The 11756-nt window shown below is 68.0% G+C and carries 11 protein-coding genes and 2 riboswitches; of the genes, 8 read left to right on the top strand and 3 right to left on the bottom strand.

What is annotated here, in order from left to right; translation table 11 throughout:
• The first annotated feature begins 262 nt into the window (after positions 1 to 262).
• Entirely contained in the window at positions 263 to 1360 is a 1098-nt protein-coding gene (locus ABWY06_RS03170) for a 3-deoxy-7-phosphoheptulonate synthase (RefSeq protein WP_353924114.1), read from the top strand.
• A 265-nt stretch (positions 1361 to 1625) separates the two neighbouring features.
• Here ABWY06_RS03170 and cobN read toward each other — a convergent pair whose 3' ends face one another.
• Together cobN and cobW are read right to left on the bottom strand one after the other, a co-directional pair.
• Positions 1626 to 5372, bottom strand: coding sequence for a cobaltochelatase subunit CobN (cobN, locus tag ABWY06_RS03165; protein WP_353924113.1), 3747 nt, complete (start codon positions 5370 to 5372; stop codon positions 1626 to 1628).
• 37 nt (positions 5373 to 5409) lie between these two features.
• Positions 5410 to 6471 carry a cobalamin biosynthesis protein CobW gene (cobW, locus tag ABWY06_RS03160; protein ID WP_353924112.1) on the bottom strand — a complete coding sequence of 354 codons (1062 nt, stop codon included), beginning with the start codon at positions 6469 to 6471 and terminating at the stop codon, positions 5410 to 5412.
• A 103-nt stretch (positions 6472 to 6574) separates the two neighbouring features.
• A riboswitch (cobalamin riboswitch) is annotated at positions 6575 to 6779 on the bottom strand.
• Positions 6780 to 6873: 94 nt separating this feature from the next.
• A riboswitch (cobalamin riboswitch) is annotated at positions 6874 to 7066 on the top strand.
• A gap of 107 nt (positions 7067 to 7173) precedes the next feature.
• Between cobW and ABWY06_RS03155 the strand changes: the two genes are divergently transcribed.
• The 4 genes from ABWY06_RS03155 to cobM are packed head-to-tail and all read left to right on the top strand — an operon-like array spanning position 7174 to position 9236.
• The gene (locus ABWY06_RS03155; RefSeq protein WP_353924111.1) at positions 7174 to 7359 is read left to right on the top strand and encodes a CbtB domain-containing protein; all 186 of its coding nucleotides are present in this window, start codon (positions 7174 to 7176) and stop codon (positions 7357 to 7359) included.
• Positions 7360 to 7369: 10 nt separating this feature from the next.
• On the top strand, positions 7370 to 8071 hold the full coding sequence (locus ABWY06_RS03150; RefSeq protein WP_353924110.1) for a CbtA family protein: 702 nt from the start codon (positions 7370 to 7372) through the stop codon (positions 8069 to 8071).
• A gap of 14 nt (positions 8072 to 8085) precedes the next feature.
• Positions 8086 to 8487 (top strand): cobalamin biosynthesis protein, encoded by a 402-nt coding sequence (locus ABWY06_RS03145; RefSeq protein ID WP_353924109.1) that lies wholly within the window; start codon positions 8086 to 8088, stop codon positions 8485 to 8487.
• Positions 8484 to 9236: a precorrin-4 C(11)-methyltransferase gene (cobM, locus tag ABWY06_RS03140; protein WP_353924108.1), complete on the top strand. Its 753-nt coding sequence runs from the start codon at positions 8484 to 8486 to the stop codon at positions 9234 to 9236. The genes ABWY06_RS03145 and cobM overlap by 4 nt, the downstream gene beginning before the upstream one ends.
• 2 nt (positions 9237 to 9238) lie before the next feature.
• Here cobM and ABWY06_RS03135 read toward each other — a convergent pair whose 3' ends face one another.
• Entirely contained in the window at positions 9239 to 9559 is a 321-nt protein-coding gene (locus ABWY06_RS03135; protein ID WP_353924107.1) for a hypothetical protein, read from the bottom strand.
• Between the two features lie 147 nt (positions 9560 to 9706).
• Here ABWY06_RS03135 and bufA2 point away from each other — a divergent pair, with 147 nt between their 5' ends.
• The 3 genes from bufA2 to ABWY06_RS03120 all read left to right on the top strand — a co-directional run bounded on the left by bufA2 (position 9707) and on the right by ABWY06_RS03120 (position 11705).
• Entirely contained in the window at positions 9707 to 9961 is a 255-nt protein-coding gene (bufA2, locus tag ABWY06_RS03130; RefSeq protein WP_353924106.1) for a BufA2 family periplasmic bufferin-type metallophore, read from the top strand.
• A gap of 95 nt (positions 9962 to 10056) precedes the next feature.
• A complete protein-coding gene (gene bufB, locus ABWY06_RS03125; protein WP_353924105.1) occupies positions 10057 to 10896 on the top strand; it encodes an MNIO family bufferin maturase in 840 nt (279 codons plus the stop codon).
• Positions 10893 to 11705 (top strand): HvfC/BufC family peptide modification chaperone, encoded by an 813-nt coding sequence (locus ABWY06_RS03120; protein WP_353924104.1) that lies wholly within the window; start codon positions 10893 to 10895, stop codon positions 11703 to 11705. Before bufB ends, ABWY06_RS03120 begins: the two co-directional genes overlap by 4 nt.
• Positions 11706 to 11756: the final 51 nt, after the last annotated feature.

Raw genomic sequence — 11756 nt, 5'->3', positions numbered from 1 at the left:
CCCACCTCAGCCGGGTCGCCAACCACAGCTCCACAACAACCCCCGGTCGGCCTCCCGACCGGGGGTTTTGTTTTTTCCGGGCCCACAAGGCCAATCCACCGTCACCGAGGATCACACCATGATCGGCTATTGCACTGTTTCGACCCGTTACCCCTTTACCGACTGGCGATTTACCGGCCTTGCCCAGCCCGCCATTCCCCTGAATCGAACACCCAGTTAGCGCCAGGCGCGGCTTGCCCGCGCCGGCCGAGGATTGCCCGTCATGAATTCGTCCGTATCCGTTCTGCCCGACCGCCACGCCCCGCTCCCCGTCATCGCCCTCGATGGTTCGTCACCTCTGGCCACGCGCCGTTCCAGCCAGCCACTGCCGACCCCCGCTGAACTGCGCCTGCGCTTGCCGCTGCAGGGCCCCCTGGCCGCCCGGGTCCGCGAGCAGCGCGATGCCGTGCGTGGGGTGCTGGCCGGCGAGGATCCGCGCTTGCTGGTGGTGGTGGGGCCTTGCTCGCTGCACGACAGCGATGCCGCCCTCGACTACGCCCGTCGCCTGGCGACGCTGGCACCCCAGGTGGAGGACCAGTTGCTGCTGGTGATGCGCGCCTATGTCGAGAAGCCGCGCAGCACGGTGGGCTGGAAAGGCCTGGTGTACGACCCGCACCTGGACGGCAGCGGCGATATGGCCACCGGCCTGGCGTTGTCGCGTCGGCTGCTGCTGGAGATCGCCGAGCTGGGCCTGCCCCTGGCCAGCGAGGTGCTGCAACCGCTGCTGGCCGGTTACCTCGACGACCTGCTGAGCTGGGTCGCCATCGGCGCGCGCACCAGTGAGTCGCAGGTGCACCGCGAGCTGGTCAGTGGGCTGGACCTGGCGGTGGGCTTCAAGAACGGCACCGACGGCAGCCTGGCCGTCGCCACCGACGCCATGCGCTCGGCGGCTCACCCGCACCAGCATTTCGGCGTCGATGCCCAGGGGCGCCCGGCGCGGGTGCAGACCCTCGGCAACCCGGATACCCACCTGGTCCTGCGCGGCGGTCACCCGGGCCCCAACTACCAGCGGGAGGCGGTCGACAGCGCCTGCGCGGCGCTGCGCCAACTCGGCATGGCGCCGCGGATCATGGTCGACTGCAGCCATGCCAACAGCGGCAAGGACCCCTTGCGCCAGCCTGCCGTCCTGGCAGAAGTCATCGACCAGCGCCTGGCCGGCCAGCACGCATTGCGCGGCGTCATGTTGGAGAGCCATCTGTTCGACGGCGCCCAGGCGCTGTCCTGCGACCTGCGCTACGGCGTGTCGATCACCGACGGCTGCCTGGGTTGGGCGGGTACCGAGTCCTGCCTGCTGGAGGCGGCACGCCGGCTGCGCGGGTAGGTTTTTATGTTCGAAATCCTAGGGTGGATAATGATTTTCTTATCCGCCCAGGCTCCGAGCGGTGGATAAATAAGACGTCATTCACCCTACGCGAGCAAGCGCGGGTCAAGAGGATATCGATCAACCCACGTAGCCCCGTCATACCCGCGAAGGCGGGTATCCAGAGTGGTAACTACAAGAAGCCAATGCCTGTGTAGGGTGGATAACGCTGTTTTATCCACCAGCGCCCGACAGGGTAAACAGGGCGTCATTTACCCAAGTGCCGTCACTGCTCTTCGCTGTCGATCAGCAGGTTTTCCAGAGCGGCTCGGTACTCGCCCGGCTGCTGCCAGAGGCCGCGCTGCTGGGCTTCCAGCAGGCGTTCGGTCATGTCCTGCAGGGCGCCGGGATTGTGCTGCTGGATAAAGGCCCGGGTGTCCGGGTCCAGCAGGTAGGCGTCGGTCAGCAGCTCGTATTGGTGGTCGTCGATCAGTTCGCTGGTGGCGTCGAAGGCACACAGGTAGTCGACCGTGGCGGCCAATTCGAAGGCGCCCTTGTAGCCGTGGCGTTTCATCCCGGCGATCCATTTCGGGTTGGCCGCGCGGGCGCGCACCACGCGGTTCAACTCTTCCTTGAGGGTGCGGATGCGCGGGTTGTCCGGCTGGCTGTGATCACCGTGGTAACTGGCGGTGGTCGCACCGCGCAAGGTCTCCACCGCCGCCAGCATGCCGCCCTGGAACTGGTAGTAATCGTTGGAGTCGAGGAGGTCGTGTTCGTGGTTGTCCTGGTTGTGCAGCACCGCCTGCAGCCGTTCCAGGCGCTGGGCGAAACGCTCGCGGGCCGGTGTGCCGGCGTCCTCGGCGCCGTAGGCGTAGCCGCCCCAGTTGAGGTAGACCTCGGCCAGGTCGGCGCGGGTCTGCCACAGGCGTTCCTCGATGGCGTTCTGGATGCCGGCGCCGTAGGCCCCGGGTTTGGAACCAAAGATCCGCCAGCCGGCCTGGCGCCGTGCCTCGTCGGTAGGCAGGCCCGAGCCTTCGAGGCGCTGGCGCTCCAGGCGGACACGGGCGGCCAGGGGGTTGAGGTCCTCGGGTTCGTCCAGCTCGGCGACCGCCTGCACGGCGGCGTCGAACAGACGAATCAGGTTGCTGAAGGCGTCGCGGAAAAACCCCGAGACGCGCAGGGTCACGTCCACCCGTGGGCGATCGAGCAGCGACAGCGGCAGGATCTCGAAGTCTTCCACCCGCTGGCTGCCGGCCTGCCACACCGGCCGCACGCCGAGCAGCGCCATGGCCTGGGCCAGGTCGTCGCCGCCGGTGCGCATGGTCGCGGTGCCCCACATCGACAGCCCGAGTTGGCGCAGGTGATCGCCCTGGTCCTGCAGATGACGCTCAAGCAACAGGCTGGCGGACTGGAAACCGATGCGCCAGGCGGTCGGGGTCGGCAGATTGCGCACGTCCACGGTATAAAAATTTCGCCCGGTGGGCAGCACGTCCAGGCGTCCGCGGCTGGGCGCGCCGCTGGGCCCGGCCGGCACGAAACGTCCGCTCAGGGCCTGCAGCAGGCCGTGCATTTCTGCCGGGCCGCAGGCATCCAGGGTCGGCGCCACCTGCAGGCGCAATTGCTCCAGCACCGCGCCGCTGGCCGCGCCGGGCGCGGGCTCAATGGGGTCCTGCAGGCTCGTCTCGATCAGCTGCAGGGCCAGCAGTTCCAGGCGCTCGCGGGTGTCGCCCTGGCTGCGCCAGGCGTCCGTGCTGAGCGCCTGCAGCAGGGGCGGGCGCAGCCCGTTCCAGGGCTCGGCCATGGCGCAATCCAGTGGATCGAAACCCAGGGCCAGGTCATCGGACAGGGCGCGCAGCAGGCTGGCGTTGGCGCCGCGGCCGTCGCCGCGAGGGATACGCAGCAGCGCCAGCAGGCTGTCGCGGCGCAGGCGGCCGACCGGCGATTCGCCGAACACATGCAGGCCGTCGCGGATCTGCGATTCCTTGAGGTCGCAGAGGTAGGCGTCCAGCTGTGGCAGCCAGCTGTCGGGGTCGGCATTGATCTGCAGCTTCAGTTCCTGGTCCAGGCGGGTGGCGCGCACCAGGCTCAGGATCTCGCCACGCAGTTCCTGGGCGCGGCGCGCGTCCAGCTGGGACGCGTCGTAGTACTCGTCGGCCAGGCGCTCGATATCGCGCAGCGGCCCGTAACTTTCGGCGCGGGTCAGCGGCGGCATCAGGTGGTCGATGATCACCGCCTGGCTGCGCCGCTTGGCCTGGGCGCCTTCGCCCGGGTCGTTGACGATAAAGGGGTAGACGTTGGGCAGCGGCCCGAGCACGGCGTCCGGCCAGCAGCTGGCGGACAGGCCGACGCTCTTGCCCGGCAGCCACTCCAGGTTGCCGTGTTTGCCCACATGCACCACGGCGTGGGCGCCGTACACCCGGCGCAGCCAGAAATAGAACGCCAGGTAGCCGTGGGGCGGTACCAGGTCCGGGTCGTGGTAGACCGCGCTGGGGTCGAGCTGGTAACCGCGCGCCGGCTGGATGCCGATAAAGGTCAGACCCAGGCGCAGCCCGGCGATCATCATGCGCCCGTCGCGGCACATCGGGTCCTGCTCGGGCGTGCCCCAGCGCTGCAGCACCGCCTGGCGGTTGGCTTCCGGCAGCTGGGCGAACTGCGCCTGGTACTGGTCCATCGCCAGGCTCTGGGCGCAGGGGCGCAGGTCCAGGTTGTCGAGGTCGTTGGTCACCCCACCCAGCAGCCGGTGGATCAAGGCGGTGCCGCTGTCGGGCAGGTCCTGCACCGGATAACCCTGTTCCCGCAGGGCCCGCAGGATATTCAGGGTGGCGGCCGGGGTGTCCAGGCCTACGCCATTGCCGATGCGCCCGTCCCGGGTCGGGTAGTTGGCCAGCACCAGAGCGATGCGCTTGTCGGCGTTGGCCAGGCGCGCCAGCTCGCACCAGCGCCGCGCCAGCTCGGCGACGAAATCCATGCCCGGCAGGTGCGGGTGGTAGCAGACCACGTCGCTCTGGCTGCGCTCGCTGCGCCAGGCCAGGCCCTTGAAGCTGATGGGGCGGGTGATGATGCGTCCGTCCAGCTCCGGCAACACGATATGCATGGCCAGGTCGCGCGGGCCCAGGCCCTGGGGGTTGGCCTGCCACAACGGCTGGTTGTCCAGGGCGCAGATCGCCTGCAGCACCGGGATGTCGCGGCGAAACGGCCGCAGGTTGGGCGTCTCGGGGCTGGACTGGGCGAACCCGGTGGTATTGATGATCAGGCTGCAGTCGCTTTGCGCCAGCCAGTCCTCGACCTGGGCCAGGCAGGCGGCCTCCTTCAGGCTGGCCACCGCGATGGGCAGCGGGTTAAGGCCCTGGGCGGCCAGGCGCTGGCAAAAGACCTCGATAAAGGCGGTGTTGGCCGACTGCACATGGGTGCGGTAGAACAGCAGCGCCACCACGGCCTGCCCCGCCTGCCAGCCGGCTTGCCAGTGACCCAGGTCGGCGTCGGCCTGGTGCGGGTGATACAGGCCGACCCGCGGCAGGGGCCGGGGTTCGCGCCACGGCAGCTGGCGGCCCAGCCAGCCGCTGGCCAGGCAATGGTAGAGTTGGGTGGCATTCTCCAGGCCGCCCTGGCGCAGGTACTGCCAGAGCCGCTGGGCCTGCTCCGCGCTGACCGTGCCCAGGGCCGTCAGCTCTGGGTCGGGCTGGTCGTCGCCCGGCACCAGCACCAGGGTCGCGCCGCGTTCGGCCAATTCGATCAGCCGCTCCACCCCATAGCGCCAGTAGCCGATGCCGCCGTGCAGGGACAGCAGGATGACCTTGGCATGCTGCAGCACCTCCTCGACATAAAGGTCCACCGAGGCGTGGTTCTGCAGCTGCGCGGGGCTGGCCAGGCGCAGGCTCGGGTAGTCCTCGGGCAGGGCGCGGGCCGCTTCGGCCAGCAGCGCCAGGTGCGAGTCGCCGGTGCAGAGGATCACCAGCTCGGCCGGGGTCTGCGCCAGATGGGCGATGCCATCGGCCGGCACATAGCCGCCGGGCTGGGTGCGCAGCAGGTGCATTAGCCGGCGCCCCGCAGCGTTTTTCGCCAGTCGCCGTTCATCCCAGCAGGGTACGCAGCTCGGCTTCGATGGCCGCCTGCTCGAGGCCCTGACCGATGATCACCAGGTGGCTGGCGCGGCTTTCATCGCTGCGCCAGGGGCGGTCGAAGTGCTTGTCGAAGCGTGCGCCGACGCCCTGCACCAGCAGGCGCATGGGTTTGCCGGGAATGGCGGCGAAACCCTTGATACGCAGGATGGCGTGGCGCTGCACCAGGGTGGCGAGGCTGTCCAGCAGCAGACGTTCCTCGACCTCCGGCAGGCTTACGGAGAAGGAGTCGAACTCGTCGTGGTCGTGCTCGTCGTGGTCCTCCAGGTCGTGGTGGGTCTTGCGCTGGTCGATGTGCAGCTCGGTCTGGGCGTTGAGGCCGAGCAACACCGACAGCGGCAGCACGCCGCTGCGCGCCTCGATGACCTTGACCGCCGCGGGCAGCTCCGCGGCGACTTCGGCGCGCACCGCGGCCAGGGCCTCGGCGCTGAGCAGGTCGGCCTTGTTGAGGATCACCAGGTCGGCGCTGGCCAGTTGGTCGGCGAACAGCTCGTGCAACGGCGATTCGTGGTCCAGGTTGGGGTCCAGCTGGCGCTGGGCGTCGACCTGCTCGGGGAAGGCGGCGAAGGTGCCGGCGGCCACGGCCGGGCTGTCGACCACGGTGATCACCGCATCCACCGTGCAGGCGGTGCGGATTTCCGGCCAGTTGAAGGCCTGCACCAGGGGCTTGGGCAAGGCCAGGCCGCTGGTCTCGATGAGGATCTGGTCGAGCTCGCCACGGCGCGCCACCAGCTCGCGCATCACCGGAAAGAACTCCTCCTGCACGGTGCAGCACAGGCAACCGTTGGCCAGCTCGAAGATGCGGCCGTTGGCTTCTTCCTCGCTGCAGCCGATGCTGCATTGCTTGAGCAGGTCGCCGTCGATGCCCAGCTCGCCGAATTCGTTGACGATGACCGCGATGCGCCGGCCCTCGGCGTGGTCGAGCATATGCCGCAGCAGGGTGGTTTTGCCGGCGCCGAGAAAACCGGTGACTATGGTGACGGGCAGTTTGCCCAGGGATTTCGAGTCGTTCATGCGCGCTTCTCTGCCAGGTCGAAAGTCGGCGGGCAGGCAGCACGAACGCGGTGGGTTTGCACCCACGCAACGAATGGCCACCGGATCACCCCGCCCGGTTGTCGTAAAAATGCGTTCGCAGGCAGGTCTCCTGGCTCGCGACCTGGCCCGTGGGCCGGCTCTTCGCCTTCCCGCACCCGGTGCAGTGGCTGTGGAAGAGCATCAGTCGCTTACAGTTGCGGGGGCAGCCGTGGCATCGAACCACGTTCCCTCTTAGCTCCGGCGGGTCCTGTGCGGAGGCCGGAGAACCTCGAAAGGGCAAGGCTACGCAGTGCCGGCGGGTCGGTCAAATGCTGCTTGTCCGTAGGCGTCCCGACCCCGAAGCGTGCAGCGCAGTTGACGCTCGCCCAGGGTTCGTGATGTTCTAGAAAGCTGTTTTCAGGTGTCTTGCGCCACGGCGCAAGGTGAAACGGGAAGCCGGTGCGTCCTTCGTGGACCAGTCCGGCGCTGCCCCCGCAACGGTAAGCGACTGCCCAGGTATTGGCTGCGTGTCTCGACACGGACCACTCGCGCGTGCGTCGCAAGCCCGGAGACCGGCCTGGAATGCAAGTGTTTGGCAACCCGCGGTGGGCGGGCGCAAGCCGGAATCCCCGTGCGTTCGTCGCGGGGGTCCTTCGTGCGTTCCCTGCCGCCCGGCATTTTACCCGCACGGAAGGAACGACCATGTCCAGCAGCACCTTGACGCATTCGGCCGCGGCCGACCTCAATTTGGCCCAGCGCCTGACCCTGGCCATCGGCGCCGGCCTGGTCGGCCTGCTGCTGGTGTACTTTGCCGGCTTCTCGCCGATCGAGGCGTTGCACAATGCCGCCCACGATACCCGGCACAGCGCCGCCTTCCCGTGCCATTGAGGGCGACGCCATGTTCATCCGTATCGCCCGTACCGCCGGTTTCACCGGCTTGCTCGCCGCTCTGCTGCTGACCCTGCTGCAAAGCCTGTGGGTCACACCGTTGATCCTTCACGCGGAAACCTTCGAAAACAGCGCGCCGGCGGCGGAGCAGGCGCACAGTCATGAGCCGGGTGTGGCCGAGCATCAGCATGACAGCGAGGCCTGGTCGCCCGAGGATGGCTGGCAGCGCGTGCTGTCCACCAGCGGTGCCAACTTGGTGGTGGCAGTGGGTTTTGCCCTGATGCTGGCGGGGCTCTACAGCCTGCGCGCACCGGGTCGCGTCCGCGATGGCCTACTCTGGGGCCTGGCCGGCTTCGCCACCTTCAGCCTGGCGCCGTCCCTGGGCCTGCCACCCGAGTTGCCGGGTACCGCGGCGGCGGACCTGGCGCTGCGCCAGTACTGGTGGATCGGCACCGCCAGCGCCACCGCGGTCGGCCTGGCGCTGTTCGCCTTCGCCCGGCCCTGGGCCCTGCGTATCGCCGGCCTGCTGCTGCTGGCGGTGCCGCACCTGATCGGCGCGCCGCAGCCGGAGGTGCATGAAAGCCTGGCGCCGGCCGCGCTCGGCCAGCAATTTATCCTCGCCTCGCTGGTCACCAATGGGCTGTTCTGGCTGGCCCTGGGGCTGGCGTCGGCCTGGTTTTATCGCCGTCCCGGTAGCCTCCAGGCGGCCTGAGGGTGCCGCTAAGCGTGACGGTAGCCGGATTCGGCTGCCGTCGGGGTTGCTCCGAGCAGGCCCTGCGCGAGCTGTTGGAGCGGACCCTGCAGAGCCAGGGCCTGCCACTGCAGGCGCTTGACGCCCTGGCCAGCATCGATCTTAAACAGACCGAGCCCGGGCTGTTGGGCCTGGCCCGCAGCCTGGGGTTGCCGCTGGTGTGCTTTTCCGCCGAGCAATTGGCCCGTTTCGAGCCTCTGCTGAGCCGTCGCTCAGCCATCGCCCTGCGTGAAACCGGTTGTGCCGGCGTCGCCGAGGCCAGTGCCCTGGCCCAGGCCGAGGCGCTCGGTGGTCGGCCGGCGACCCTGCTGATGGAAAAACTCAGCAGCGCCGAGGCCAGCCTGGCCTTGGCCCACTGCGCTGCGGAGCCAAGATGACGGTCTATTTTATCGGCGCCGGTCCCGGCGACCCGGAGCTGATCACGGTCAAGGGCCAACGGCTGATCCGGACCTGCCCGGTGATCCTCTACGCCGGCTCCCTGGTGCCGGAAGCGGTCCTAGAGGGGCATTGCGCCGAGACCCTGGTCAACACCGCCGAGCTGCACCTGGAGCAAATCATCCAGCTGATCGAAGACGCCCATCGGCGCGGCCAGGACGTGGCGCGGGTGCATTCGGGCGACCCCTCGCTGTACGGCGCCATCGGCGAGCAGATCCGCCAGTTGCGCCGTCTGGAGATTCCCTTCCAGGTCATTCCCGGGGTGACCGCCACCGCGGCCTGCGCGGCCTTGCTGGAAAGCGAACTGACCCTGCCGGGCATTTCCCAGACGCTGATCCTTACGCGCTTTGGCCACAACAGCGCGATGCCCCCTGGCGAGCAGCTGCCCGACCTGGCCCGACATGGCGCGACCCTGGCGATTCACCTGGGCATCGTTCATCTGCAGCAAATCGTCGAGCAGCTGCTGCCGCACTACGGCGCCGACTGCCCGGTGGCGGTGATCCATCGTGCCAGCTGGCCGGACCAGGACTGGGTGCGTGGCACCCTGGCCGATATCCAGCCGCGGGTCGTCGCCAAGGGGTTTCGGCGCACTGCGCTGATCCTGGTCGGCCGGGTGCTGGCGGCTGACGCCTTTGCCGACTCGTCGCTCTACCACGCCGCGCACCGCCATCTGTACCGCCCCGCGGACTGAGCTCAGGGGGCTGTCAGACGGCTCAGGCCATACAGGCTAACGTCCACCTTACCGAGGTTATCGATGATCAGGATCTGTCCCTGGTGCGGGCGCAGCCGCGTATTGACCGGACTGGTGAGCAAGGCCTGGCGGAACACGTGGTAGCTCGTGCGGTGTTCGGCGGGCAGGCGGGCGTCGAGAAAGGCATGCAGGGCCGGCAGGCGAAAGTGCCAGTGGCCGGCGGCGCAGGCGAAGCCCTGGTGGCGCAACAGTTCGATCAGTTCGCCATCGCCAGCCAGTACCTGCTGGCAGCAGTGGAGGAAATCGTTCAGTGCATGGTCCATGCTTCGCCCCTGTCGAGCCTGATGGAAATCCGTTTCCGATAAAATTTTGGCGGGTCCTGTAACGCAGTGGCAGGGCGCGACTCTATTTCACTGTCGGGACCCACACAGCCGTCCACGGCATCTTCCCACTTGTTTCGAGGATTACCCATGAGCATCAAGACCGCTACCTCTGGCGCCGCCCTGGCTTTCGCTGCTGCCGCCCTGTTCGCTGGCGTTTCCGCACCGGTTGCCGCCGAGGAAGCCAGCACCGTGCATTGCTACGGTGTGACCTCCTGCAAAGGCCAGAACGATTGCAAGACCGCGGAAAACAGCTGCAAGGGCCAAGCCGCCTGCAAGGGCCACGGCTTCAAGAGCATGACCCTGGCCGAGTGCAACGCTGCCAAGGGTACCGTCAAGGAGTAAGCGCGCCTCCGGCGCGCCATGGCCCTGGGGCCAGGGCGCGCTGTTTTTTTTCGTCCTTTTGATTTTTTTCGAGCTATCACTCCGAGGAGCCCGGCATGTCCGCCGAGTCATCCCGCCTGGGCTTTGGCCTGGGCTTGCGTAGCGCCTATTACGAAGAGATTCTCGCCCAGCGCCCACCCGTGGACTGGTTCGAAATCGTCTCGGAAAACTACCTGGTCGAAGGCGGCAAGGCGCTGTATTACCTGGACGCCATCGCCGAAACCTACCCGCTGGTGATGCATGGCGTGTCGCTTTCGATCGGCGGTCCGCATGCCCTGGACCGCGATTATCTGCGGGCGCTCAAGGGGCTTGCCGATCGCGTGCGCCCGGCCTGGATCTCCGATCACCTGTGTTGGAGCCGGGGTAATGCGCACCAGCTGCACGACCTGCTGCCGCTGCCCTATACCGAGGAAAGCCTGCAGCATGTGGCGGCGCGGATCCGTCAGGTACAGGACCTGCTGGAGCGCCCCTTGGTGCTGGAGAACGTCTCCAGCTACGTGCGCACCGCCGACGCCGATTTCAGCGAATGGGAGTTTCTCGCGGCGCTCAGCGACCTGAGCGGCTGCGAGCTGTTGCTGGACCTCAACAACGTCTATGTCAGTGCCCATAACCACGGCTTCGACCCCTGGACCTTTATCCGCTCGCTGCCGCCCACCCGCATCCGCCAACTGCACCTGGCCGGCCATAGCCAGCAGGGCAGCGCCTTGATCGACACCCATGACCAGCCGGTTTGCGACCCGGTCTGGCAGCTGTACCAGGACACCCTGCGCCATCTCGGACCGGTGGCCACGCTGCTGGAGCGCGATGATCATTTCCCGCCCCTGGCTGAGTTGCTCGACGAACTGGGCCGTGCCCGCCAGTTGGCCCAGGCCGTCCTCGGCGGGGTGGCGGCATGAGGTTGGTGGAGTGGCAGCTGGCGTTCGAGCGTTACCTGCTGGAGGCGCCGCTCAGTCCGCCGGCCGCGCTGCGCGCGAGCCTGCTGGGCAGTGCGGCGCTGAACATCGAGCAGGGCCTGGGCATCTACCACAACGCCTACCGGGCGCGGTTGCAGGACACCCTGCGGGGGGATTACTTCTGCCTGCACCAGTGGCTGGGCGACCTGGAGTTCGAGCGCCTGGCCGGCGCCTACCTGGAGGCCCATCCCTCGTCGCACTACAGCCTGCGCTGGCTGGGGCAGCAATTGCCGGCCTTTATCGAGGCGCACCTGGTGCCCGAGCAGAGCGCGCCGCTGGCCGAATTGGCGCGCCTGGAGTGGGCTTTCACCCTGGCCTTCGACGCTCCGGACGGCGCCCCGCTGACCCTCGAGGCCATGGCCGGGCTGGCCGCCGCGCACTGGCCGGAACTGCGCCTGGGCTTGTTGCCCAGCGTTCAGTGGCAACGCTGCCAGTACAACAGCCTGGCGCTGTGGCGGGCGCTGAAGGCCGAACAGCCGTTTCCCGGCAGCCAGCTCCTGGCGGCGCCGGAGTCCTGCCTGGTCTGGCGTCAGCACAGGATCAGCCGCTACCGCAGCTTGTCGGGCGGCGAAGCCGAGGCACTGGCCGGCATGGTCGAGCAGGGTTGGTGTTTCGCCGAGCTGTGCGAGCGTCTTACCCACCAGGTACCCGACGCGGCGCAGCAGGCGGCGCTCTGGCTCAAGCAATGGGTAGGCGAGGGGCTGGTGTGGCGACGGCTGCCGGAGGAAGGGAACCTAAGCGCTGACAGCTGAGTCAGCTGCACAATCGGCAGTCAGTTTTGGCACACGAGAGAGGGATCTCCT

Origin of the sequence: Pseudomonas sp. (assembly GCF_040514055.1) — a bacterium.
In the GTDB taxonomy this organism is placed as follows: domain Bacteria; phylum Pseudomonadota; class Gammaproteobacteria; order Pseudomonadales; family Pseudomonadaceae; genus Aquipseudomonas.
Note: the sequence above shows the minus strand (reverse complement) of the source record. Positions and strands in the feature narration are given on the sequence as shown.

Excerpts from the sequence above, each read along its gene's own strand:
- ABWY06_RS03155 (WP_353924111.1), top strand. The coding sequence starts at position 7,174 with ATGTCCAGCAGCACCTTGACGCATTCGGCCGCGGCCGACCTCAATTTG.
- ABWY06_RS03120 (WP_353924104.1), top strand. The coding sequence starts at position 10,893 with ATGAGGTTGGTGGAGTGGCAGCTGGCGTTCGAGCGTTACCTGCTGGAG.
- bufB (WP_353924105.1), top strand. The coding sequence starts at position 10,057 with ATGTCCGCCGAGTCATCCCGCCTGGGCTTTGGCCTGGGCTTGCGTAGC.
- cobW (WP_353924112.1), bottom strand. The coding sequence starts at position 6,471 with ATGAACGACTCGAAATCCCTGGGCAAACTGCCCGTCACCATAGTCACC.
- ABWY06_RS03135 (WP_353924107.1), bottom strand. The coding sequence starts at position 9,559 with ATGGACCATGCACTGAACGATTTCCTCCACTGCTGCCAGCAGGTACTG.
- ABWY06_RS03150 (WP_353924110.1), top strand. The coding sequence starts at position 7,370 with ATGTTCATCCGTATCGCCCGTACCGCCGGTTTCACCGGCTTGCTCGCC.
- bufA2 (WP_353924106.1), top strand. The coding sequence starts at position 9,707 with ATGAGCATCAAGACCGCTACCTCTGGCGCCGCCCTGGCTTTCGCTGCT.
- cobM (WP_353924108.1), top strand. The coding sequence starts at position 8,484 with ATGACGGTCTATTTTATCGGCGCCGGTCCCGGCGACCCGGAGCTGATC.
- cobN (WP_353924113.1), bottom strand. The coding sequence starts at position 5,372 with ATGCACCTGCTGCGCACCCAGCCCGGCGGCTATGTGCCGGCCGATGGC.
- ABWY06_RS03170 (WP_353924114.1), top strand. The coding sequence starts at position 263 with ATGAATTCGTCCGTATCCGTTCTGCCCGACCGCCACGCCCCGCTCCCC.